Below are 25,500 nucleotides of genomic sequence, written 5' to 3' on the forward strand. Positions count from 1 at the left end.
TCCTAAAGAACGGATCGCCTTTCTACGATGGTCGTTTGAATTTTGATGGTAATGGGTTTCTCATGAGAGTGATTGATGCGCTTCGTAAGAAGAGTAAAGGCGGATTGCGCAAGCTGACCGGTATCCTGCCTGACCGTCGTCAGAGGGATCGGGGACAGCGCCGACAGCTGAATATCGGAGAACCCCACGATGGAAAGCTTATCCGGAACCGGGATCCCTACACGCAAGGCGGTATACAAGGTGGCGACGGCCACATGATCATCCCCGCACATAAGGGCGGTCATCTCCGCGTTATCCTGAACAAACTGTTCCGCTTCCGGGTCACTCTCGTTAATACGGCTCGGATGGAAGTCTTTAAAATGAATGTACTGGTTCTTAACGGGAATCCCATGATCGAGCAGCGCTTGAATATACCCTTGGTACCGCTCTTCCCGGCTGGTGATATTATCGACCGGGTTCGAAATGTAGCCGATTTCCCGATGCCCTTTGTCAATCAAGTACCGGGTCATCTGGTAAGAGCCCCGAAAGTGATCGTGATACACGCAATCGATCTGAACCTCGCGAAAAATGCGGTCGATAATCACAATCGGAAACTGCTGTAATTTCAATCGCAGCACTTGGTCACTGCAGGTCTTGCGCCCCTGGGGAAATAAGATGATGCCGCTTACACCCCCCTCGACAAGACTTTGCAGGCATTGATCCTCATCCTCTTTGCTTTTGCTGATTTTCAGGATGAGGTCGCATTCGTGCTTTCGTGCCTCCGACTCCGCTGCCGCCATTATTTTGGACGTGTAATCGGATAGGTGAGGCACGATGAGAGCCACCTGCTTCCTCTTCTTTTCCTCAGCTGGAAGCGCTTTACTATCAGACCGAGGCACTTCCTTACGCGGCGCTCCGCCCGGCTGTTCGGAAAGAAAGGTCCCCCTTCTTGGCAAACGGTACACCAACCCTTGCTCAACCAACTGCTCCAGCGCTAGTTTGCTCGTCATTCGGCTTACCCCGAACAGCTTCGCAAGCTCTCCTTCCGAGGGAACGGGATCATGCGGCTGAAGCTTCCGGCTTTGAATAAGGCCTACGGCCTTATCGGCTATTTGCAGGTACAACAAACTGGGTTTCTTGGATGCGTGTGACTTCTTCATTGTGTCTATCCCTCGTTTTACTCTAGTTTCCTCTGCGGCTGAGAATCACACCCCTGTTCGTGATCTAACCCGAGCTTAAAGGATGTCACTGACATATTCAATGACATAAGTCATTAAGAATATATAAAGAATCCGTTTTGGTTTATAAATTCTAAACATTCCCCTTATCTTGGAGTCAAGACATATCAACTTTATATCAATGTCCGCTTTTATTCTATATCACGATTTTTCCATTTTCCTCTCGCACAAAAAGCCCAGTACCGGTTAGGTACTGGGTAGTTTGATTAGCGTGCTTTATAAGTCACCCTGCCTTTATCTAACTCAGCGTCTCCCCGCCTGAGGGCTTCCTGCAGGCCGTTCCTCACCGCCTTATCGAGCGCGGCGCCGGCTCTCGCGTAACCAAGCAGCTTAACCGTCTCCTTGGTCAAATCCTCGAGAGGCAGGCTTCCTTGAATAAACAGCACTTCCTTTACCGCATTGGCGATTTCTTCAGGAGGCCATTCCTCCGCGCTCCGGCGGTCCTGGTCGTTCTCCCCGACCCGATAAAGGCTGTACTTCTCCGGCTGCTCCGTATCCGGCCAGTAATAGTCGATCTCCTCCCATACTGTCTTCTTAACGGGCAGATCAGCCAATAGCGCTGCGAGGTGCCTCTCGATCCGCGCCCCCGATCTTGTCATTCCCCATGCCTGCCAGACTCTCCTGCTGAGCAGGGACCGGCTGACCGGCCCTTCTTCCCGGATTACCTGAAGAAGCTGATTCTTCAGCAGGCCCTCATTCTTGGATAGATAGAATTCTTCGGAGGAGAGAGGGACGGCCTCCAGGGAAGCGGCTTTATAAACCGAACGCCAAGAAGGAGGGGCCGGGTTCCCTTGTTCCGGTTCGTTATCCGGTTGGGGCACGGACACGGACTGGCTATCCATGATGATACCCGAACCCGTCTCCGTCCCTTTGAGGTCCGCCAGGCTCTGTAAAGGCTCCGCTTCCTCGGCCGTTTTCACGGCTTCCATAATCCGCTGGATTTCCTTGCCCGGGTTATCCAGCCAATCCATCGACCATACCCGGTGAAGGGACCAGCCCAATTGGCGAAGCACCTGTTCCCGGAGAACCTCCCGGTCCCGTGCGGTTTGGCCGGTCTTGTAGCCCTCGCCATCGCACAGAATGCCCAGGAGGTAAGCATCCGGGTTGCCGGGATTCACGATCGCGAGGTCCATCCGATAACCGGACGATCCGACATGGAGGTCGGCCTGGTACCCCTCCTTCTTAAGAGCCGCGGCAATCTGTTCTTCTATCCCTCCGGCTCGGATTTCCGCCTGACCGGCATCCAGACCAAGCGCGGTCCGGCCTTTCTCCGCGTACTCCAGGAAGGCTCTTAAGGCGCTTACCCCCTCCGCCCGCGTTCGGGAGACATCCAGATGCTCCGCCCGCAGAGTAGAGAATACGTGCATTTCATACCGGGCCCGGGAGACGGCGACATTCAGTCTTCTCCACCCTCCATCCCGGTTCAGAGGACCGAAATTAAGCACGACCTTGCCGGAAGCATCCGGTCCATAGCCGATGGAGAACAGGATCACATCGCGCTCATCCCCCTGTACATTCTCCAGGTTCTTGATGAATAAGGGCTCATGCAGACGGGAAGCGAGCTGCTCGAGCTCGGGATCCTGACGGAACGCCTCATCCAGCAAGTCTTCAATCAGCGTCTGCTGAATGGAGTTGAAGGTGACGACCCCGATGCTCCGTCTCCGAAGCTGCGGATCCTTCAACCGGCTTATGATTTCCTGAATGACCTGCTCCGCCTCCGCGCGGTTCTGCTTGGTCTTGCCCCGGTCATAGAAACCGTCTACCGGATGCCACCTTACATTCGATTTGCGCTCGAGCGGGGAAGGGAACGTCAGAAGCTTGTTCTCATAGAAATGCCGGTTGCTGAAGGCGATCAGGCTCTCGTGCCGGCTGCGGTAGTGCCACAGCAGATGCTCCTCAGGCATGCCGAGGGCCAGGCAGTCATCCAGAATGCTCTCCAGATCCTCGGGAACCACGGCTTCGTCGGCTTCCTCTGCCCCGCTATGGGCAAAAAAGCTGGTCGGCGGCAGCTGCTTCGGGTCTCCGACCACGATCACGTTCCTTCCCCGTGCCATCGCGCCGACGGCTTCACTCGTCGGAAGCTGCGAGGCTTCATCGAAAAGTACAAGATCGAAGGAAGGGTGCTTCGGGTCCAAGTATTGGGCGACCGACATCGGGCTCATCAAGACGCAGGGACAGAGTCGGCTCAACAGGTTCGGAATCTGCTCGAACAGCTTGCGGAGCGACAGGCCCCTGCCTCCGCTCCGGATGGCCCGAAGCAGAATGCCCGCCTCCGAGCTCGCGGCCGCCTGGCTGTGAAGCGGCGGGAGGTTGGCGGCAAGACGGGCGGAGATCTCCTGTCTCGTCAGCTGCTCGAAGGTATCCACCGTTTCCTGGAACGCTTTGATCTTCTCCTCAAACAATCGCCCGGAGAAGGAAGCAAGCTGCGGGTCGGCTTCCAGCCCATACTGGATAGCCGCTTTCCACCAGCCCCGTTCGAAGGCGGCCGTTACCTCCGCATGCTGCAGCCGGCCTCCTTCATAGGCGGACAGGACCGAGTCCAGCCCGGCGTCCGCTGCCCGCCCGCGGACCTGCCTCCAGCTGCACCACTCCCGTAAGGAATCTATATTCTCCTTCCAGAGCCGCGCCTGGCCGGTGCGGTACGCAAACCAGGATCCCCCGCCTCTTCTCTCATCCAAGGCGGCGAAATCCAGCTGAAGGAGCCGGGCCAGCCGCTCCTCCAAGTCCTGGAATGTGCTCCAGGCGGTAAGAAACCGTTCCAGGACAGACCCGTAGGCAGCCTCGAAAGCCTCCTTTCCTGACGCAAGCCGATCCGCCGCCTGCCCTCTTGCCTTCGCGGCCGCAGGAGGCTCCCGGAACAGCTGAAGCAGCTTCCCGCTGAGCTCATCCGCCCATTTCCTGGATGCCTCCACGGCTGCCCAATCCGTATCCCCCCTGTTCCAAGCCTGGCCAAGCAGAGGAGCAAGCTCCCCTTCGGCCTCCAGGAGAGCAGCCGACTCCGTCTGGTACTGCAGGATAAGCGACAGGGTGTGGGCTGTCTCGCTCTTCTGCGGGACGGAGCCCGGGAGGGCCATGCCTTTAATCGTTTTATAAATCCGGCCTTGTTTGAGCACTTTGGGTAGAAACCACTGGAGGTCCGCCTTTTTCCACTCGGTAAGGGCGAGGCCGGCGTCATAGGCCAGGATTTCCTCTCTAAAATGAGCCGTCAACCGGGCGCGGGCCTCCTCCCGGGCATGGCCGTGCCCCATGGCCCTCATGAGCTGGGCCCTTGCCGAATCCATATCTGCCGCGCGAAGCAGCCCAACGGGGAGGACCGGCGGCAGCTCATGCAGCAGCTTTAGGACGGCTTCCATTCCGGCAAGCTTCTCGGCCGTCGGTTCATCCGTCGAATAAGCCAGCAAAGGGCCTGCTGCCTCATAAGCCTCCTGGCATTCCGTGAGGCTGTCCAGATAACCAGCCAGCGCTTCCTCTACCTGTCCTTTAAGCGACGGTGTGTACGTTTCGAGGGCGGCATCGGACCAAACATGCTTAAACGGATGCCCGGCTGCCTCTCCCGCGACGCGAAGCTCGCGGACAAGATCGGACCAGACGGTATAGTCCTCGATGCTCTTGGCCCCTACCACCGCCGGTTCCAAGGAAACCACTTCCGGTGCTTGCTTCACCGCTCCATATCGGGCCATGGCTTCGTACAGCGAGGCGCCGAAGCCTTGCTTTTTATGCAGAGAGGTGATATACCCGTTAAGCTCGCTTCTCGAAGCGGCCAGACGATCGGCCTGCCTTCTCCACTCTTCAGGGGAAGCGCGGTGACCGGATTCCAAGGTGCGGCGCAGCTGTTCGAGCACCGCCTTCTTGGTGCTTTTGTTGGAATGCAGCTCGAGGCAGAAGGAGCCCAGGCCGATCTGCTCCAGCCGCTTCTGGACCACGCTTAGGGCGGCCATCTTCTCCGCGACGAATAGAACCGTTTTGCCGCTTGCCAAGGAAGACGCGATCATGTTGGTGATCGTCTGGGATTTGCCGGTTCCCGGCGGTCCGTGAAGAACAAAGCTCTTCTCCTTGCCCGCCGCGCTCACGGCCGTAATCTGGGAGGAGTCCGCCGAGATGGGCAGCAGCAGCTGATCGGGAGGAAACCGCTCATCCAGCTCTCCGGCCTCCGGGAAGGTTTCCCCCGGTTCCCATTCCAGGCGTCCGGTCATGAGGCTCGCGACCACCTTGTTCTTCGCCAGCTCATCGGCCCGGCTGCGGATGTCGTTCCACATGACGAACCGGCTGAAGGAGAACAGCCCGAGAATCGCGGACTCCTGGACATCCCATCGGGGAAGATTCATCACGACATGACGGACGGTGGTGAAGATTCCGCTTAGATCGATCCCTTTCTCATCGCGGGGCAAGGGGTCCAGCCCGTCGAGATGACTCCCGAAATCCTGTCTCAGCATTTCGAGCAGCGTAATATTGATCTGAGCTTCCTCGTCCCTTGCCCGCAGCACGAAACCTGCACTGGACGATTTGCGGACCAGTTCGACCGGCACGAGCACGATGGGAGCGTAACGGGGCATAACGCTGGCAGCAGACTCATACCATTTCAGAACGCCCAGGGCGAGGTATAAGGTATTGGCGCCGTTCTCCTCCAGCGACAACCGGGCCGAGCGATAAAGATGGATGCACTTGTCCGCAAGTTCTCTCTCGTTGGCATTGGCCCGCAAGCGCTTGTGAAGAAACTCCTGGTGGATCAGGAGGGTCAAGGGATGATTCGGGGTCGCGCTCGGGAATAGATCTGCACTACGGATCGTTTGGTCCCAATCCGACGGCTTCGCCAGCAGCTGAAACTCCTGCCCCTCCGCGAGCGCATCTTCCAGCTCTCCGAGCCGGGTGTTTAACAGAGGCAGCGCCGCCTTCGTCATGCGGAAGTTAAGAAGCGTATTGCGCAGGGTAAGGTCGAGCAGCTTTCTCTCCCACTGCTTCTGCTTCGTTACGGCAATGGACCGCACCTCTTCGGGGCGGTTTTGGATCACCATCTCTTTCGGCGCTTCTGCGGCGGCCGCGATTTCCTTGTTCTCCGAAACGATTTCCCACCCGTCAGGAGTCGGGATCCGGATAGGCAAGGGCCGGATGGCACTGAAGCGGGCGCGCCGCACGTCCACGAAGCCGAAGAATTCATCGGGCTCGGCCAGATGAAGGAGGGCTGCGGCTTCCGCCTCCCCGTACGGCGACTGGCTGCCGGCATTCATCAAAGTAGCCTCCACGAGGCTCACTTCATGGACGCCGGCAGCCAGTCTTTTGGTAAGAAGCGACACGTCGTCCTGCACGCATTCGGAGAAGGTTTCCTCCATCAGCCACACGCCCGGAAAGGCATGGCCTTTCGTGAAGATAACCAGGGGATGCAGGCCTGCCGCCTCCAGACAAGAAGCATATAAAAGCGTTAGATCCAGACAATTGCCCATCCCCTTACTCAGTATGGCATCCGGAAGCCTCACCCGCTGGCCGATCTCCTCGAAGCTGGCCGGAGCTACGCAATAGGTGGGCTGGCGGGACTGAATAGCGGAATAGATCGCGGCCGCCTGATGACGGACGCGATTCGGGTTGCGGCTCTGGTAAGCATCGAAGGAGGGGCTTCCCGTCCATTTCTCCAGGAAAGAGGAAGCCTCCTTAAGGATTCCCGCAACCGCCGGATGGTTAGGAAGGATAAAGGCCGCGATCATCTCGGGCATCACCGCCAAGCCCGCCCATTGGTCATAGGCCAGAACCGCCATAGGGGAGGTTTCCCGATAAATAAGCGCTCCTTCGTTTATCACTTCCAGGGTAAGGCTGCCCGCCAGTCTTTCCGTCAGGCCAGCTAAATAAGCACCTGACACGTTTATGGAAACCGGGCCCAGATCAACCGTTTGCCCGGCGGGAATCACTTCGATTATTTTGGTCCAGTCCGCCGCGAATTCGGGCTCACTCTTGATCTTCACCTGCACCTGGTGCAGGTCCGCGGCCGAATCGTTGGTCAACGCGATCTTCCGGACCACCGGAACATAATTTTGCTGCATGGCATAATTGACCACATCGTATCGAAGCCACTCGCAAAGCAGACTTCTGCCGACTACGCTCTCCATGGATCTCCCTGCCTCTCTGTATGAGCCATCGTAATGCCATTATAGCTCCTGTGGCCCTATCCGCAAATGAAGTTCTGCTTACCTCTTTCCACGGGGAGGAAAAAGAAGACGCCATCCGGTACAATGGATAAGGATAACTTATAAATAGAGAACCGACTGGAGGGAGAACGATGAACCATCAAGAAGAACAGGCCCCCGGCTGGGAAGCGATAGACCGAGAGCTGGAGAGGCTGTATGAAGGGCAGGAGCCTAAGGTTTACGGGACGCTCGTTCCTTACGCCCTGGGAGGGCCGGATCCGCTGACCGGCATCAGCGCGTACCGGGCCGAGGAGCCCCGTCCGCACTGGCACTTCGTCACGTACGGCTTCTCCGAGCTGTATGAGAAGGAATCGGATGATCCCGCTTGCAGCGGGTACGGCTTCGAGCTGACGTCCCGGCTTGTGCGGGACCCCATAGAGGAAGAGCCTCCCGCGTGGGCGCTCAACCTGCTGCAGAACATGGGGCGTTACGTCTTCCGGAGCGGCAACGTGTTCCGGGCCGGCGACTACCTCGACGCGAACGGCCCCATCTGTCTCGGAGCCGACACCGAGCTGACAGCCTTGGCTTTCGTGGAGGACCCGGAGCTGCCGGGCATCGATACGCCGAACGGCCGAGTCGACTTTCTGCAGATGGTCGGCATGACGGGGGATGAGCTGGAAGCGATGCAGGCGTGGAACACGAGGGGCGTGCTGAAGGCCGGTTCGGAGCATCTGCCCTCCTGCCTGACCGACCTGAGCCGGCCTTCCCTGCTGGAGGAGGCAGCGGTGGCGGCCGCGATCCGGGAGGGCATGGCGCAGGCCGGCTCGAGCACCGGCTTTCTGTACGTGGACCAGCTCGGCTGGGAGCCGGGCCGCCGGGGCTTGTTCGGCCGCAAGCCGGATACGCTCTCGCTCGGGGCCAAGCAGGCCGGGATTATCGCCAAGATCCTCCGCGGGCGGATCCCCAAAGACCGGGAGCTGCGGCTGGTCGGCCCCGAGACGCGGGTCGTCCTGGAGCCCGGAGCGGCTCCCGGCTGGGAGGCGGGAGAGGAAGAGATCCGGATCGCGCTGGACAGCCGGACGGCCGAGGAGCTCGCGGAACGGCTGGTCCCCCGGGAGGGGACCGTCGTTCTGCCATCCCTGCCGAAGCTGGAGATCCGGATCGTCCGGACCGATATCCGGGACGCGGACGGCAATGTGATGCGGACGATCGGCTAACTCAAGAAAACCCAACCTTAGGCGGTTGGCTGCAAAGCAAAAAAACACCTGCTCGGTGTCTTTTCACATGGTAATGGGGAGGCAAACGCACCGCCGTCATGCTATGAAATCTCGGCTGCTCGTTGTCTCTTCCTGTACAGTTTTATTTCTTGATCCGAGGAGATGAGGATCGGCAGAATTTTTACGCTGCTGATCATGGACGTCTTGCATAACGGGCATACGGGCTGCTCTTTGAACGAGAAGCTATCCCTGATCCAGCTCTTGCATTCCTCTTCCACACAGGACCAGATGATGGTCATTTCTTCGGGTAAATTCTCCAGCGGTTTATTCCATGAATAAGACATCGGACTTTCCCCCTTAAAATTGCCGTTAAAAGAAAATCCCCAAACGTTAGGCTTGGGGATGGTCTTACTTAGTAAGTTTTTACGACGTTCTCAGCTTGCTGTCCGCGGTTGCCTTGAACCACGTTAAATTCTACCCGCTGCCCTTCATCAAGAGACTTGAACCCGTCCCCTGCAATCGCGCTGAAATGTACGAATACATCTTCGCCGCCTTCCACCTGGATAAAACCAAATCCCTTTTCTGCGTTAAACCATTTAACTGTTCCTGTTTGCATAGAAACACCTCCAAATTTTACATGAGCTTCTTATTCGGTTAAAAATAAAAAAATCACATATTGCACAAGGTTAGTACTTAAAATAGTAACCCTCTGCGATATGTGAATTCAGGTCAAAATTCCAATAGATTCATCTTACCACACTTTTATAATAGTTACAATCCCTCTGGTGCGATAAATGACAATCGGCACCGCGCAGGGTGCCGATTCAAGAAGAGCAGGGTTATACATTTTTTGCGATAGGATCGATTTCGCTTTTCAATAACAGATATCGATGAACACTTCGCATGATCGGAACCTTGGTCAGGTTGCTTTTATCGACATAGGTTTTCATTTGATCCTTGGAAAGACCCAGTAACCGTCCGGCTTCTGTAACCGTTAATACCGCATCGAGATTAGTAGCATTAAAGGTTTTCTTTACTTTAAGATTCCAGTCTTCGAACACCGGCATAGTTTTCGCGCCTTTCTATTCGCAGCCCCGTGCTTTTCTGGGCCGAATACTTTTATTATAACAGATTATCGTTTTTAGCACAGTTGCCGGGACGGTTTTCCCGCAAGCACGTAGTTGATTTCCTGATCAATCTTACCTTTCCGGAAGATAAGTCAGAACAACGAGGCCTGAACCGAATGTCTTTGTTTCCGCCCGTTTCAGCACTTTCTTATCGATCCCTTGCATGGAGGATGGGCGTGCCGGCGATAGTTAATCTTCAAGAAATCCAATGCCCTTCCATTAACATGAGGCCCCTTCCTTAGAAGATGGCCCTTACGCCACACGGAGAATCAACTTAATGGAATCGAAGCGGCTGGGGGGGAAACCTCCAAGCCGCTTTTTTATCCCACCGGGCAGTAGGATGAACGGACATCCTGCCATTCTCATTTGTCGATACCGGCTTGAAAATTCGATCTCATCCCCTTGGGTGACATTCCATTTTTGAGCCAACCTCTTGGGCAAGCTTACCCTCTTGCCATTGCCCATGCGCCCTATTTTGCGGGAATATCGTTTTTCATTTAATAATTCATACCAACCCTCACATAACCGTTTTTTGGAAAATTTATAAAAAAGGATAAAGCAAAAACACCATCCGGATGCCGGATGGAGTTCTGTTAGCAGAGTAGCTGGGAGTATCTCTATACCGATCCCACTTGCTTGAAGGTAACCTATTCTTCTCTTAAAACTATGCCGGCTCGTGCTTTATCCGCGATTGTTTGTTCTAGCTTGCGGTTGAACAGCAGCATCAGGGCATTCGCGAAAAGGATGCTCATGGTTATATAGAACACGTAATGCATGTCGTACAGTGCAGACACCGTACTTCCCAACAAAGGGCCGATCAGGTTCCCGAGAAATTGGGCGGACGAATTGATGCCGAAAGCCCGGGCCTGAACATCCGGCGGAGCCAGCTTCTTCACGAGGACATTAAGAGACGGCAGCATCCCGCCGACAAACAGGCCAAGGAAGAATCGCCCGATCAGAAGCACCGTGATATTGTCGGTTAAAGCCTGCGGGATAAACGTCAGACCCGACATCACCAGGGAAAAAATGAGGATTTGCCTCTGGCCGATCCGATCCCCGAATTGCCCGAGCAAGGGAGAACCGATCAAATTGGCGACACCGGTGATGGAGACAACCAGCCCCGCTATAAATTCAAGGTGCCCGCCATGATAGAGCGACTTCGTATAGATGGATAGAATCGGCTGAATGGACATCATCCCGATTTGAGTTACCGTGGTGGCGACAAAGATGGGGATCAGCGGAGTCATCATCTGCCAATGGCCCGTTCCGCGTGATAGCTCTTTTCCTTGGGATCGTCCGGAAGCCGTATTATCAACGAAGAGCATCACGACGATGCTTGCCGTAAGAAGAATCAGTCCGGTCAAGACGAATACATAGCGAAACCCGAAGGCTTCCGCTAGAATGCCTCCGATCAGTGGCCCGATCAAGCTTCCTGCCATTTGGCCTGTCTGTAAGGTACCCAAGGCCTTTCCGGCATGTTCATCCGGGGTCACCGACGCCTGCAAAGAGATGGACATGGAGATAAAGCCGGAAAAAACGCCGTTGATCAGCCGCAAGACAAGCAGCTGCCAGGGCGCGCTGACATATCCCATGAGGATGGTCATAATCGCCATGCCAATTCCCGCCCGCAAAAGCATCACTTTGCGTCCGTATTTGTCGGCCATCGACCCCCAGATAGGTTGGAAAATGACGGCCGTCACCGATTGCGCAGCAAAGATCCATCCGGACCATAGCTTAACATCTTTCAGCTGATGAACCCCTAGCTCTTCGATATACAACGGCAGGAAGGGGATGATCAAACTGACCCCCGCCACCGCAATGAAATTAGATGCCCATAAAATCCATAACGTTCGTTTCCAATTCATCAGCCGTTTCCTTCATTCAAACTTGCGATCCAAGCCTCCGCCGTCATCACGTCGGCCTGACGGGGGAATACTTTCTCCATCAGCACGCGATGCACCTCGGGATCCGCATCCAGACACGCATCCGAGAGTACCTGGAGGGCGAAGTCCTTATCGGCTGCTTCCCGCAGCGTCGACAACACGACGCCGCTCGTTGCGATGCCGGTGAGCACCAGCGTGTCGATTCCGCGAGCGCGGAGAATGGCTTCCAGGTCACTGCCGGTGAAGGCGCTCACGCGGCGCTTCGTCACCAGCAGCTCCCCCGGCTGCGGCTGAACCGCACTGTAAATTTGTGTCGCCTCGTCCGATTCCGTCATGCCCCCCACTTGGGTGATCGCCGCAAAAGACTTGTTGTTCGGGCTGACTTCCGGATAGCCCTCACGAAAGGCGACGCGCACATAGATGACCGGGACGCCGTGGACGCGCGCCGCTTCGATCGCCTGCTTGAAGGGAAGCAGCAGCTCCGGTTTGGAAACGAACCGCGACACGATGCCGTTCTGCAGGTCCATAACCAGGAGAGCCGTGCATCGAAGCCCACTTGTCATATATTGAACACTTCCTCTATCGTATGGTAGGATAAAGCGGAGACCTCTCCTCTTTATTTAAGCGGAGAATTCTCCGCATGTCAATGGCAGAGTATGAGGAATGGAAAGGAGGCTGTGAATCATGAGTGAGGCCGAGATCCCCCCCTTTCGTGCGGAGCGGCGCGATGCCGCGGAGAATCGACAGCGTATCCTGAACGCCGCCATCCGGTTGTTCGAGCAGTATGGCGTCGAGCAGGTCAGCATGAATCAGATTGCCACCGAAGCCCAGCTCGGTCCGGGTACGCTCTACCGCCGCTACCGCAACAAGAGCGAACTGTGCCTGGACCTGATCAAGGATCATGTCGATCTTCTGTTCGAAGATATGGAAGCTTATTTGGAGCTGAACCGGACGGAGGCCACGAGTCTTCGGTTGAAAGGCATCCTTCGGATATTCCTGGCTTTTCGGGAGAAGAAGCTGCAGCTGCTGAACGGTGTCGAGGAATCCCTATCGCCCAATCGCTCGAAGACCCGCACGCACGGCCCGATCTACCATGAATTACATAAGCTGCTCGTTGGACTGTATGAGGAGATGACCGCAAGCGGGGTCGACCGGAGACCTCCGGACAGCGTCTTCCGCGCCGATATGCTGCTGGCCGCCCTGAGCAGCGACTCCTATCTATTCCAGCGGGACACTCGCGGCTACTCCCCGGAAGCGATGCTGGAGCAGCTTTATAGGACTTTCGTTGACAGGGGCTAATGAATGGTAACTAACGCAAAACGTCCACATCCTCCTGCGGATGTGGATTTACCTGGCGGAGGAAGGGGATTGGCCCCTCTCTCCGATTTTTTTATTTCGAGGACCCGCCTCCAGCGTTTTTCATTTCATGGATGATTTCAGCGAGAACGACCGCTTGATTCTTCTCCTCTGCTTTCGCCGAAAAGAGCAGCGTTACCACGCCTTCTTCGGCCCATTTCAGTAATTGCTTTACCAACAAAATCTTCGATTCGTCCTCTAGGAGCTCTTTCCGATATCTTTCCTTAAACTCTTCGAAGTTTGCCTGCTCGTGAAACCATTTCCTCAATTCGTGGCTTGGCGCCACTTCCTTCATCCATTCGTGGATCGCCGCCTTTTCCTTGGAGACGCCTCTTGGCCAGAGCCGATCCACCAAAATCCGCTTTCCATCCGATTCCTGAATCGGCTCGTAGATGCGTTTGGTCTGAATCATTCTTGTTCCCCTCCCCTGTTCTAGGTAATATCTGATTAGTTCCCTAACAAAATCGGTTCTTTACTATTATACGGTTTAGAGTCGTGCGGACTGAACCCCAGGGGTTCGCCTCCAAGGCTTTCCCACCAAAACAAACAGGACCTTGATCTCTTGCGATCAAGGTCGATTTACCCCCTATAATATCTGCTCCAACCGAGAGATACAACCAGGAATTGAAGCATATCCCTGTTGCTGGAACGAATACCCCATTCAAACCTGAACAAGCTGACGCCGTGTGAGGAACGGCGCCAGCTTGAAGAAATGAGAGAGATAAAGGAGGCTATTATCGGATTAATTGGTGCGAATCCACTCCACGTTGTCCAGGTCCGCCCATTGACCGCTGCTGCTCATCGATGCATAGAAACCAACGGTCGCTTGGCCATTTGTGACCTGAACATTCGGAATCGTGACCTGGGTCCACGTCGTCGTAACCGGGAAATTAGCCTTGAGCGCGGTTCCGCCATAATCTTTGACTTCCATAAAGGCGCTGCTCTGTCCTCCGGAACTGCGCATATACGCCCTCATCATATACGTTCCGCTCTGCAATCCCGTAATCGTTTGCCCAACGTATGCCGTACCGGTTCCGTTAGGGGCCGCGAGCCCGACGAAATAATTGCCCCCGCCTGGAGCCCGGGCGATTCCGTGGTTTATGCCATGGATCAGAATACGATTCGGATAGTCATCTCCGTAGGTCGCCCACCCGTTGACGTTTGCCGATTCGAAGCTCCAGTTGTTCGCCAAATTTACGTTCAGCGGAGTCGTGGACGAGTTTTTAATAAATTCGACCTTATCGAAATCCGCCCACTGGTTTGCGTTGTTCATCGCAGCGTAAAAACCGATCGTCGCCTGGCCGTTCGTCACCTGAATATTCGGGATGGTCACCTGCGTCCAGGTTGACGTTACGGGGAAATTAGCCGTCAGCGCGTTTCCCCCGTAATCTTTCGCTTCCATATAGGCGCTCGATTGTCCCCCGGAGCTGCGCATATAGGCCCGCATGGTGTACGTACCGTTGTCCAGACCGGTGACAGTCTGGCCTACATAGGCGGTTCCGGCACCGCTGGTCCCTGCAAGGCCTATGAAATAGTCTCCGCCGCCGGGCGCACGACTGATCCCGTCGTTCAAACCATGCACATGGATCCGCGCCGGATAATCATCTCCGTAGGTCGTCCACCCGTTGACGTTCGCCGTCTCAAAGCTCCAGTTGTTCGCCAAATTTACGTTGTCGGGAGTGCCGGCGCTGCCGAAGCGAAGATAAATGCCAGGAGTCGGGAAATTGGAACTGGTCGCAGCGACAACTTGAGTCGTGTCAATCGCCATCAGTGCGTTCCAGTTCGAGTTTTTCGTATCGGAAACGGGAAACGTATCGTATTTAAAAGACCAGGTCGCGCCGTTGTCCGAACTGATCATGGTCCTCATGGAGGAGTAATCGTCACCGGTATTGGGACTGTCCTCGTCTGTCTGAAACGATGCCATTAATCGGCCGTCATTCAGTTTGGCAATAAAGGGGGCTCCTGCCTTTTTTCCTGCTACTGAAGGGATGTAAAGCGTTTGGCGAGGCACAGACCAGTTGAAGCCATCATTCGAGATTTTATACTTGATCCCAAACGGATGTCCCGCTTGATCAGTCGCTTCGAAAACCATGATATATTTGCCGTCTCCCGTTCGGGTCCATACCGGCATCCCGTCCCTGGAACCAACCGCAACGCCGTCACTCACAAGGCTGGCAGCGCTCCAGGCGGTACCGTTCCATGTTTTCATATATAAATTCTGGCTGCCGGACGATCCGGCAACGCTGGGGCTGTCATTGGCATACATGACGGCAATCGTGCCGCCGATATAACCCAGATGCGGTTCCCAAACCCCTTTGAATGAATTGGCCGTTTCCGAAGCGATTTGTCCGTTCGGCACGTCGCTCCAGGAGTTTCCGCCATCGCTGCTTTGCCGGACCCTCAAATAACTTGAGGTGGTGCTCCCGGATTGAACGATGACTCGATAAGCAAGCCATAGGGTTCCGTTGTTCAATTGCAGCATTTGCCCATTGGCGCAATCCCCGCTTGGATCGCTCGCGGCATCAATCGGCGGCGACCAGGTGCTTCCGCCGTCCGTGCTTCTGGACAATTTGACTTTGACATGGCCGCCGTCGACATTAGAGTCAAATGTTGACAGCCAGGTTCCGTCCGCCAGCTTTACCAGTCGCGGGTACCAGACACCTCCCTGCGCAGGGGTGTATATCGTGACGGTTCCGCTTTTCCACGACATACCCGCTGTTGAAGCGAATGCCTGAACGACCGGGAGAAAAAGCAGGACAACAACGAGCAAACCGATTTTCCAAGATAGACGACTCATTCTTTGATTTTTCATGGCCGACATGCTCCTTTAAGAAAATTGTTTAATCGCTTCTCAATTCCTTCCAATCAGTTCCATACGGCTGCGGCACGCATTAATCCGTCCGGTACTCACCCGAAGGAACGGGAAAAGCTTTTCCCGCGGGGCAAGGAACGCCGAAATCAGAGGTACCGTCTGCATTCCACCGGAACTTCTGTATCCGCATGCTGCGCTTGCTTCCCGTCTCGCGCGATTGCTCCCGCTCGGAGTAGGAATAGGCGTGATACACGATCCAGTCCTCCTTACCGTCAGAAGAAATCGTAAAACTGTTATGTCCTGGCGCAAAAACGCGGTTTGCCGGATGCTTGGCGAATACCGCCCCTTGGTGTTTTTCCCAGGCCGACGGGTCAAGCAGGTCCTCCGTTTCCCGAATGGAGTTCATGCCGAGACAATAATCGTCGGACCACGTGGCACTTGCTGAAAAGATCAGATGAATCCTTCCGTTTCGTTCCAGGAAGACCGGGCCTTCATTTATCGCCATCCCCCCCTGCTTCTCCCAATCGGCGGTCGGTGCGCTGATCAGCACGTCAGGAGACTGGATGGTCCAAGGGTTCACCATACGCGCCCCGTAGATCGCGGAGCCGTAGTCCGGGAAATATCCATAGCCAGAGTAGAAGAAATAAAGCTCTCCCCGATGTCGAAACACGGTTCCGTCCAGTCCGGGATAAGCCGTATTCACGGCCCCTTTGAATATCCACCCATCCTCCAGCGGATCTGCTGCAGCTTGTTCCAGTACGCAGATTCTTCTCGTATCATCGCCGCCCGCGCCGTCGTTTGCCGTATAGTAGATATACCATTTGTCATCCAGGCGGTGCAGCTCCGGTGCCCACAGGTTATACGAATAGCGGCCGCCCGGCTCGGGCTTCCAAATGACCTTCGGCTCGGCCGCCGCCAGCCCTGTCAGCGACGTGCTTCTGCGGAGCTCGATCCTATCCCGGAGCGTAAAGGTCAAATAGTAGGTTCCGTCCGAATGCCGCAGCACCCACGGATCCGGCCCTTCTTCCAATTGGGGGTTCATAAAAGTTTGAGGTGACATATCAGGTTCTCAACTCCCGCATCATGGAACTTTTTTAGCGGCTGGACAGATTAATCTTGCGAATGGTCTCCAAATTCACCTTTGGCTTCCGATCCTCCGTCAAGAGTCCGTTGATTTCCTGCTGTACGTCGGTGATCTGCGTATAGCAGTAGCCGCTAATGTAATCAAACGCTTGAATCGCCTCGGTGATGCTGCGGAACCGCTCTAGAAACGCTTCTTCGGATCCCACCTGATTGCCATATCCCCAGCCCTTGTCCGATTGAAACGCGATGCCGCCGTATTCGCTGATGATGATCGGCTGACCGCGATAGCCGTACCCTTCGGCCAATGCATATTTCAGGTTGTTGAATGCTATCCGGTTTCCGACGACCTGCTCCTTGTCTCGATACCGCAGCAAGAACCTTTCTCCGTCTTCTTCGTAATCGTGAAGCGTGAGGATGTCCGATACGGTATGTTCCCAGCCATCGTTCACGATGACGGGTCGATACGGATCGATTGATTTGGTCAAGTGGTAAATGGCTTCGGTAAATTGCTGTTGATGCTTGTTGCGCAGCACATTGGGAATACCCCACGATTCGTTAAACGGCACCCAGGTGACGATGCTCGGATGGTTATAATTTTGACGAACGATCTCTACCCATTCGTTCTTGAAAGACTCGACCGCCTGATCATTGAATTCGAACGTTGCCGCCATCTCCGACCATACCAGCAAGCCTTTGACATCGCACCAGTACAGGAAGCGTTGGTCTTCGATCTTCATATGCTTCCGTACGCCGTTGTAGCCCATCGCGAATATCCAGTCAATGTCTTCCAGAATGGCTTCCTCAGAAGGCGGTGTGAGATGGGAATCCTTCCAATACCCCTGGTCCAGGATCAGCCTCTGATAGATGGGAGCGTTATTAAGCAGCACTTTTCCGTTCTCGATCGAAATTTTCCGCATGCCGAAGTAGGAGAGGACCCTGTCGATTTCCACACCTTGCCGGTATAGAATAAACTCAACGTCGAACAGGTTCGGATGCTCAGGCGCCCATGCGATGAATTTCCAGGGGCCATTCGCCTCATGCAATAAGCTGACCGACATCTGCATCCAGGCCCGGTCGATATCTATAGAAAAGGTTTTGACGACTTTGCCTTTCATACGGATTACGGTTTTAAGCTGTAATTCCTGCCCCGCCTGCCCGGCTCCCGGAACGTGATACTCGAAACTGACCGAACGCTGATCGAAATCGGGCGTAATTTTGACCGATTCCATGTGTGTAGGTTCCACGTATTCCAGCCACACGGTCTGCCAGATCCCGGTCGTCTGGACATAGAAACACTCAAAGCTGTCCTTCTGCCAACGCTGTTTCCCTCTGGGCTGCGCGCAATCCATGCTGTCTTCCGCCTTCACCGTCACCCGGTTTGAAGAGCCGAAAGTAACGTACGGGGTAATATCGAAAGCAAATGCGGCATAACCGCCCTTGTGCATCCCGACATAACGACCGTTAATCCATACTTTGGCGGCATAATCGACCGCTTGAAAATGCAAGAGCACGCGCTTTTCCGAGACATGCGCTGGCAAGTCGATTTCTTTCTCATACCAGACCTGGGGGTGGAAAGAGGGATCGCAAATCCCGCTGGCTTCGGTTTCATAGGTGAACGGCACCCTGATACGCCGATCGGCTTGAAGTCCCTGTGGCCAATTCGCTTGTTCTCCCAGATCGTCGTCATCAAAACGGAAATCCCACTCCCCGTTCAAGCTCGTCCAGTTGTCGCGTACGAATTGGGGTCTGGGATAATCCTTAATATAGCTTTGTGTAGTCATGGTCTGCTCCCTTATTGTCTCTGTTATCGTTTAACTTTCATTTCCGTAAACGTAATGTTCGATTGACGGCTTCTCAGTCCAACCCGACCATGGAAAAAAGCCTGCTGGTCCGTGTAATCAATCACCGGTTTGGAAGAATCGTTCCAGTATACCCGAATATGCGAACCGCTTAATTGGATGCGCAGCGGGTAGCTTGTGCCGGGCTTCGTATCAATGGATGCGCTGTCTACCGTCATTGTGTCGTAGTTCACCTTCTGAAGCTGAACTTGACCATCCGATAGGGTTACGGAATATCCCATAAAGGACTCGGTGACCTGGTGGGGAAAAACGGATTCGTTCGTCGTGCGCACCAGGACACTGCCTTCTCCGGTGAAATCCTGAGGAATTCCTACGCGAACCGAAAGCTCATAATCATCCCAGGCCGAGTTCCCGGCAAACAATCGGTCCTCTTCGCCCCCGCTGCCTTGGTACCCGCCCTCTAGGCTTCGGAACTGGCCTGACAAATCGTCCTCTCGGACCGTTAGCAGGACGTCCTGCGCTTCCAACGTCTGCGAGCGGTACAAGCCGAGGCGGGTGAAGGAAAGCTTTCCCTTCTTCACCTTAATCTTCAGCGTGTGATAGCCGGCGGGCAGTTCGATCGTGCCTGCCTTGACATCCTGCCAGTCCGACTGCGGCGAACGTCCGATGGAATATACAAGCTTGGCGCCCTCAGACGAAATCTCGACTTGGGCATCGGTTTCCTGCGGCTTTATAGTCAGATGCACGCCGTAGGTTCCCGCCTCGGCGACGTGAATCTTGTAATTCAGCCAATCCCCCTGATCCGGGAGCGTTGCCGAGTAGCTGCCATCGTCCTCCAGCTGCGTCGCAACCCCGTCCTCGGATCGAATTTGCCCTTGGGCTCTGCTGCCCACGGAAAATCCGCGGTCGCTGCCTTTCAAATAATGTACGGCCTCTATCGTTCCGGGAATTGTTTTATACGCTTCATAATCGCTGCTTCCGCCTGCATCGTTCGAAAATGCCGTATAGGAATAGTGCGGTTCGGCGTGCAGGGAAGCGTAACCAATACTGCCCGGGGTCGCAAGCTTGACCGGAAGCTTAACCTTCTGCATCGAATCGAAGAAGACCCGCAGTACGGCACCGTCGTTCTCGACGCGAACGGTGTGCAGTTTGGTCATGTCGAAGGCGGAGCCAAGGTCGAGACTCGACAACGTTTTCTCCGTTCCATGGTCCCGCTGCATGACGGCCAGTTGATGAGAGGCGGGGTCGAAGCGCACGGACCAGTAACGGTCCTCGCTTTCATAAGCGAATAGGAGCTTGACCCACGCGTTCTGAACCGGTGACGGACTGGATAACCGGAAATTATACTCTGCGGTGAAGACCTCCGCTGTTTTCGACTTGCTGACGAATGAACGGATTCCGTCGGGTCCGTCGATCCGCTCCCAATCCTTCATGGCATTCGATTCGGTAAACCGGCTCTGGAAATCGGCTTGCTTCGGCACCGGCTGAGGGGTATTCGTCGGGCCCAGCACGTCCATACGGTCACCGTTAAAGACCAGACGATCGAAGTCCATTTGCCGGACCGGCGGCCCTTCGGCTGATCTGCCCACAAGATTGTGATAAACCATATAGTAGGAATCGAGATCGGGTCCCAGAAATGTCGAGCTGTGTCCCAGGCCGAAGAAATCGCCTGCCGTGTGGATGAGCACGGGATTGTTGTCAGGAACCCGATATTTATCAAGCGGACCGTCATGCGACACCGCGTACTGAACCCGGTAGCCTTTGCTGAACACATGATTGCCCGTAAACGTCAAATAGTACACGTCATTCCGCTTGATTAGAGTAGAACCTTCCGTCCAGCCTCCGAGAAATGCGGCGGGCAGCGTCTTGCCCGGCTCCATCGTATAAGGATCCTTCATCGGGTGCATGGCGATCCCTTCGGTGCCCGCATGGCTGAAGTACCATTTGCCGTCGTCGCCAATGAATACCGAACCGTCGATGCTTAGTCCCAAATTGCCGGTTTGGACCTCGAAAGGACCGGTCGGACTTTCGCTGCGCAGCACATAATGCCCGTTGCCTGCCGGCGAGGTATACAGGTAGAAATATCCGTTCCAGTAGACGACCTCGGGTGCATACGCGCTTGTTGTCAGAGGGGCGCTTGCGACAAGTCCTTCGTATTTCCAATGAACCAGATCATCCGAGCTCCAGCCCTTGACACCGGAGCGGTTGTCCTTGGTGCTGCAATACAGATAATACCTGCCGTCAAACCGTAGAATATAAGGATCTCCAATTCCGTAATCCTCCCATTCCTCGGGCAACGTCAGCGGATTTTGATAAGTTGGCTCCTGATCGCTGTACAAGATTGCCTTCTCCTCCTCATTGGTTGTCCTGGGTACGAAAACGAGTGATGCGGCCGCGGCGGCCAAAAGCAAAACACCCCAGAGCAGGCTTCGGGCGGTCCTCCTTTTTCTCCGCATGTCTCCTAGCCCTTAAGACCACTGATGGCAAGCGATTCGACGAAGTACTTCTGGCAGAAAAAGAAGACAAGGATGACCGGAATCATGGCAATGAAGGAGGCCGCCATAATCAAGGGATAATTCGAGCTGCTGATATACATGGACTGCAAGGAAGCGATCAATACTTGGATCGTTTGCTTCTCGGGCGTATGTAAATAGATCAACGGGCCGAGGAAGTCGTTCCAGACGCCCATGAAGCCTAATGCGGCCTGGGCGGCAATGGCCGGTTTGGCGATCGGAAGGGCAATCGTAGCGAATGTCCGGAAGAAGCCGCTGCCATCCAATTTTGCCGCCTCAATCAGCTCGCTGGGAATGGCGCCCTGCATGAATTGCCTCAGAAAGAAAATAACGACGATATTGCCGAACAACCCCGGAACGATCAGCGGCAGCAGCGTATCGACCCAATTTATACGGGAAAATACGATGAATTGCGGGATCATAATGACCGAGTACGGGATCATCATCGTCCCCATCAGGCAAAGAAAAATCGTTTCTTTGAACGGAAAGTCGATTTTTGCGAATGCATAAGCGGCCATGGACGATACGAAGAGTCCGATACTCAATACGAATACGGCGATAATCGCGCTGTTCAGAAACCCCTGCAGGAGCGGCGCAGCACTCCAGACTTCTCTATAATTGTCAAACGTGGCCGGATCCGGAATCCACTTCGGCGGAAGATCGAACACGTTCTGTTGGTTCTTTAGCGAGGTCGAGATCGTCCAGAAAAATGGCGCCAGTGTAATGATCGAACCTACTATAAGAAACAGGAGCGTGAAGCCCGTCGTCAGATTGCGCTTTAAACCCATATACACTCCTCCAATGTCTTTGCTTGCCTTATCATCCGATCAATCGTTGTAGGCCCATCTCTTGGACAAGCGGAATTGAATCATAGTGAGAATCAATATAATTACGCCAAGCATCCAGGCCTCGGCGCTCGCGTATCCCATGTCGAAATATTCGAACGCATGCTGGAAAATATTAAATACGACGGTGGCGGCGCTGTATTCCGGACCTCCGTCCGGTACCATTACGTAAACTTGGCTGAAAGCCTGGAAGGTGCCGATAACGCCCATAACCACGACGAAGAAGTGAATATTGGACAACAGCGGAACGGTAATGCGCGTAAACTTCTGAAAGGCATTGGCCCCGTCTACTTCAGCCGCCTCGTAATAAGTCGACGAAATCGACTGCAGACCGGCCAGATACAGCACCATGTTCCCTCCGACGCCTCCCCATAATCCCATCAGAATCAAGGAAGGCTTCACCCAATGAGGATCGCCGAGCCAGTTCGGGCCTTTGATATGAAACCAATCCCACAGAAACTGGTTTACGAGGCCGAAGTCATAGTTCAGCATCCACATCCACAGAAGAGAAACCGCGACAACGGGGGAAATCACCGGGATGTAAAAGATCGTCCGAAAGATGGAGACCCCTCTGACTTTCTGATTCATGAGCATCGCAAGCAGCAGAGAAATAAACATTCCGAGCGGAATATGAATGAGCATGAAGAAGGTATTGAATAAACCTTTGTGTACCTTTTCGTCTTTCCAGAGGTTGACATAATTCGTGAAACCGACAAATTTCGGGGAAGTCACCATATCCCACTTCGTAAAGCTTAAAATCCCTGAAGCTATCAAAGGCAGCAATCCGAACAAGAGAAAGCCAAGAACCGGAATGGCCACAAAGCCATACGCCCACCCTATTTCCTTTCGCCTGTAGCTGATCATTTTGTTTTTCAACGTGCTCTTCCTTCCTAGATGAGATAGAAGGTGAAGGGATTCGCCACCTTCACCTTCTATCGCCAGTCCTTTATTTATTCCCTTTATCGTAGAGCTCCTGCAGTTTAGGCGCGATTTCCTTCAGCCAAGCGGCTGCCGTTTCCTTGCCTGTCCACACTTTGCTGGCGTCTTGATTGAAAGTATCCAGCCATTGCGTGTCTTTCGAACCGAATTCGACGGTCGGATGGCCGTAATTCTCGATAATATCCAAGAACACTTGCTTGTGCTCCGGCGCTTTTCCATTCTGCAGAAAATCGTTCTTGGCCATGTCGATCAGGTTCGGTACGGCTTGACCCATTTCCATGTTCTGCTTCTGGCCGTCTTTGTCGAGAGAAAGGAAAGCAGCCAGGTTGAACGCTTCTTGAGGATGCTTGGATTTGCTGGATATCGCGAAGCCCATCGATCCGAGCCAGGTCGCCGTCTTGCCCGTCGTCGGGCTGGACGGCCATGCGGCAAGATCCCATCCATACGGGAGTTTCCAGAAAGCTGGCTGATCCCAAGGACCCATAGGGAACATACCGATTTTCCCTGCGACAAAACGGGCATAGTTGTTCATCGCTTTTGCGTCCTCTGGCGAAGGCGTAACATGGTGTTTCAGCCCCAAATCGGCGACGAATTGCATGGCATTCGCAAACTCAGGCGTATCCACTTTGATTTTACCTGTTGAATAATCGACGTAATCGCCGCCGTTCGCCCAAACGGCGCCTTCCAGCGGGAAGTTGGCCGCGCCGTAGATATCCGTCTTCCCGTCTCCGTTCGTGTCCTGCGTCAGTTTCTTGGCCGTATTCAGAAAATCGTCCCACGTCCATTTTCCTGCTTCAGAGGGCGGATATGGAACGTTCGCTTTATCGAACAGATCTTTATTATAGGCAAGCGCCCACGGGCCTACGTCTTTCGGCAGCCCGTACAGGTCGCCCTTACCGAGGCTTTTGCCGTCATAGCGGTAACGGTCGGTCGCTTGCTTCCATACGTTGTCCGGTTTGAACAGGTCGGTTTTGTTCAGATATTGCTGAATGTTCAAAATCGTGCCGGACTCCGCATACCGGTAGAAAGCCGGTCCAGAGACATAGAACACGTCCGGCGATTTGCCCGCTGCCGTCAGTGTCGTCAGTTTCTGATCATATTCAGCCGGAGGGACACTCGTATAATTGACTTTTATGTTCGGATATTTTGTTTCGAAAGACTGGATAAGCTCGGTAAAGATCTTCTTCTCATTCGGATCGCCATGGCCCATGAAGGAAAGCTCGACTTTCTCGGCCGGAGCGTTCGAAGCCGTGTTATCCGCATTCTTTGTCCCCGTATTGTTTGCCGGTGAATTGCCGTTAGAGCCCGCGCTGTTCGAGGAACAGCCTGTAAGCGCCACCAAAAATGCGGCTCCTAATGCGAAATGCTTGACTTTCACTTAACATCAACCTCCCTGTTTTTCTCTTCCGAAGGTACATCGTGTAAACGATGTTGTAACCGCTTTACTAAAATCAGTATACGTTTATTCAATATATTTTTATATAATAAATTTAGTATATATTATACTTACTTTTTTAATCTAATGGGAATCGTAGTCCTTTGCGGGTTATAAACGCCTTCAAGCTGTTCAAGTAAATGAGACACGGATTGCTCGCACATCGATTTTTCGTCCTGCTCCACATAGCAGACTCCCGCGCATTCCGGATCGTCGAAGCCAAACAGCATGAAGTCACCCGGTATCGATTTCCCCAGTCCCTTCAGGGCTTGAAAAGCGAAATTGCTTAGCTCAGCGTTCATGGCGAAGGCCGCCGTGATTTCAGGTCTCGCGGCGAAAAAATCGTAAAGCAGATTGCTGCAATTGCGGTCGTGTACTTCCGCCATGTTGATAATACACCACGAATTTTTGTGAATCGGGAGTTTTTGGTTATAAAAAGCTTTCTCAAACCCGCTTACCCGGTCCTCTGTAACGGTATTTGTAATTTCGGGGGAAATCAAGGCGATATGCTCATGCCCCTGATCCAGCATGTAGGTGACAGCTTCGAACGTCCCGGAAATATTGTCGGAGCTGACGCTGTAGGTGCGGATTTCTTTGAGATAGCGATCAATGAGAACCAGAGGGAATTTGTTCAACGAAAGCCGCAAAATATCTTCGTTATAAGTTTCTTCTTCTGTTGGGAAGATGATGATCCCCTTGGCTCCTATGCCGATTAACGATTCGATCGCTTCGCTCTCGGTGAGCTGCGATTCCCTGGAGATCCGCAGAATGATTTGATAGCCGTTCTGTACGGCATATTGTTCGATATAATTCACAATCTTTTGTTCGACCTTGGTGTTAAGGGTTGGGACGATCAGTCCGATAATTCCTTTGTTCTGTCTACCATCCAGTTGGGAACCCTGCGAGCTCGTGAGATGGGTGTTCAACACGTCTTTGTTGACAAACGTCCCCTTTCCCTGATGCCGGACCAATATCCCTTCATCCGCCAAGCCTACCAGAGCATTTTTGCTCGTAATCTGGCTGACATGGTATTGCTCCGCCAATTCTTTCTCGGATGAGATACGGTCGCCGGGCCTTAATTTCCCTTCCCGAATGCGTTCCTTAATGTCCTCTTGAATTTGTTTGTATAAAGGATTGGTTTTCAAGTATGCTCCACCTCAA

Annotated in this window: 18 protein-coding genes; 2 read left to right on the top strand and 16 right to left on the bottom strand. The window is 54.1% G+C overall.

Annotated features, from left to right (window positions below):
- Nucleotides 1-2 precede the first annotated feature (2 nt).
- Both MJA45_RS25765 and MJA45_RS25770 read right to left on the bottom strand, forming a co-directional pair.
- A complete protein-coding gene (locus MJA45_RS25765) occupies nt 3-1,139 on the bottom strand; it encodes a GntR family transcriptional regulator (protein ID WP_315604760.1) in 1,137 nt (378 codons plus the stop codon).
- Between the two features lie 284 nt (nt 1,140-1,423).
- A complete protein-coding gene (locus tag MJA45_RS25770) occupies nt 1,424-7,312 on the bottom strand; it encodes an anti-phage protein ProA (protein ID WP_315604761.1) in 5,889 nt (1,962 codons plus the stop codon).
- Between the two features lie 170 nt (nt 7,313-7,482).
- Between MJA45_RS25770 and MJA45_RS25775 the strand changes: the two genes are divergently transcribed.
- Nucleotides 7,483-8,547 (top strand): suppressor of fused domain protein, encoded by a 1,065-nt coding sequence (locus MJA45_RS25775; protein WP_315604762.1) that lies wholly within the window; start codon nt 7,483-7,485, stop codon nt 8,545-8,547.
- Nucleotides 8,548-8,648: 101 nt separating this feature from the next.
- Here MJA45_RS25775 and MJA45_RS25780 read toward each other — a convergent pair whose 3' ends face one another.
- The 5 genes from MJA45_RS25780 to MJA45_RS25800 all read right to left on the bottom strand — a co-directional run bounded on the left by MJA45_RS25780 (nt 8,649) and on the right by MJA45_RS25800 (nt 12,120).
- Nucleotides 8,649-8,891, bottom strand: coding sequence for a cold-shock protein (locus tag MJA45_RS25780; protein WP_315604763.1), 243 nt, complete (start codon nt 8,889-8,891; stop codon nt 8,649-8,651).
- A 68-nt stretch (nt 8,892-8,959) separates the two neighbouring features.
- Nucleotides 8,960-9,163, bottom strand: coding sequence for a cold-shock protein (locus MJA45_RS25785; RefSeq protein ID WP_315604764.1), 204 nt, complete (start codon nt 9,161-9,163; stop codon nt 8,960-8,962).
- Between the two features lie 223 nt (nt 9,164-9,386).
- Entirely contained in the window at nt 9,387-9,614 is a 228-nt protein-coding gene (locus tag MJA45_RS25790; RefSeq protein ID WP_315604765.1) for a DNA-binding protein, read from the bottom strand.
- Nucleotides 9,615-10,321: 707 nt separating this feature from the next.
- Nucleotides 10,322-11,539 carry an MFS transporter gene (locus tag MJA45_RS25795; RefSeq protein WP_315604766.1) on the bottom strand — a complete coding sequence of 406 codons (1,218 nt, stop codon included), beginning with the start codon at nt 11,537-11,539 and terminating at the stop codon, nt 10,322-10,324.
- Nucleotides 11,539-12,120 carry a cysteine hydrolase family protein gene (locus tag MJA45_RS25800; protein ID WP_315604767.1) on the bottom strand — a complete coding sequence of 194 codons (582 nt, stop codon included), beginning with the start codon at nt 12,118-12,120 and terminating at the stop codon, nt 11,539-11,541. Before MJA45_RS25800 ends, MJA45_RS25795 begins: the two co-directional genes overlap by 1 nt.
- 121 nt (nt 12,121-12,241) lie before the next feature.
- Here MJA45_RS25800 and MJA45_RS25805 point away from each other — a divergent pair, with 121 nt between their 5' ends.
- Nucleotides 12,242-12,856 carry a TetR/AcrR family transcriptional regulator gene (locus tag MJA45_RS25805; protein ID WP_315604768.1) on the top strand — a complete coding sequence of 205 codons (615 nt, stop codon included), beginning with the start codon at nt 12,242-12,244 and terminating at the stop codon, nt 12,854-12,856.
- 91 nt (nt 12,857-12,947) lie between these two features.
- Here the strand turns inward: MJA45_RS25805 and MJA45_RS25810 are convergent, their stop codons facing one another.
- The 9 genes from MJA45_RS25810 to MJA45_RS25850 form a co-directional block, all read right to left on the bottom strand.
- Nucleotides 12,948-13,325, bottom strand: coding sequence for a DUF488 domain-containing protein (locus tag MJA45_RS25810; protein WP_315604769.1), 378 nt, complete (start codon nt 13,323-13,325; stop codon nt 12,948-12,950).
- Between the two features lie 330 nt (nt 13,326-13,655).
- Nucleotides 13,656-15,725 carry a sialidase family protein gene (locus MJA45_RS25815; protein WP_315604770.1) on the bottom strand — a complete coding sequence of 690 codons (2,070 nt, stop codon included), beginning with the start codon at nt 15,723-15,725 and terminating at the stop codon, nt 13,656-13,658.
- A 79-nt stretch (nt 15,726-15,804) separates the two neighbouring features.
- Nucleotides 15,805-16,767, bottom strand: coding sequence for a glycoside hydrolase family 43 protein (locus MJA45_RS25820; protein ID WP_407083083.1), 963 nt, complete (start codon nt 16,765-16,767; stop codon nt 15,805-15,807).
- Between the two features lie 52 nt (nt 16,768-16,819).
- Nucleotides 16,820-18,589 carry a glycoside hydrolase family 2 protein gene (locus MJA45_RS25825; RefSeq protein WP_315604772.1) on the bottom strand — a complete coding sequence of 590 codons (1,770 nt, stop codon included), beginning with the start codon at nt 18,587-18,589 and terminating at the stop codon, nt 16,820-16,822.
- A gap of 23 nt (nt 18,590-18,612) precedes the next feature.
- Nucleotides 18,613-20,946, bottom strand: a complete 2,334-nt coding sequence (locus tag MJA45_RS25830; protein WP_315604773.1) for a family 43 glycosylhydrolase — start codon at nt 20,944-20,946, stop codon at nt 18,613-18,615.
- A gap of 122 nt (nt 20,947-21,068) precedes the next feature.
- Nucleotides 21,069-21,908 carry a carbohydrate ABC transporter permease gene (locus MJA45_RS25835; protein ID WP_315604774.1) on the bottom strand — a complete coding sequence of 280 codons (840 nt, stop codon included), beginning with the start codon at nt 21,906-21,908 and terminating at the stop codon, nt 21,069-21,071.
- 39 nt (nt 21,909-21,947) lie between these two features.
- Complete coding sequence (locus tag MJA45_RS25840; protein WP_407083175.1) at nt 21,948-22,829, bottom strand: carbohydrate ABC transporter permease; 882 nt, start codon at nt 22,827-22,829, stop codon at nt 21,948-21,950.
- An 82-nt stretch (nt 22,830-22,911) separates the two neighbouring features.
- A complete protein-coding gene (locus MJA45_RS25845; protein ID WP_315604776.1) occupies nt 22,912-24,282 on the bottom strand; it encodes an ABC transporter substrate-binding protein in 1,371 nt (456 codons plus the stop codon).
- A gap of 128 nt (nt 24,283-24,410) precedes the next feature.
- On the bottom strand, nt 24,411-25,484 hold the full coding sequence (locus MJA45_RS25850; protein WP_315604777.1) for a GntR family transcriptional regulator: 1,074 nt from the start codon (nt 25,482-25,484) through the stop codon (nt 24,411-24,413).
- Nucleotides 25,485-25,500: the final 16 nt, after the last annotated feature.

This window comes from Paenibacillus aurantius (genome assembly GCF_032268605.1).
Classification (GTDB): domain Bacteria; phylum Bacillota; class Bacilli; order Paenibacillales; family NBRC-103111; genus Paenibacillus_AO; species Paenibacillus_AO aurantius.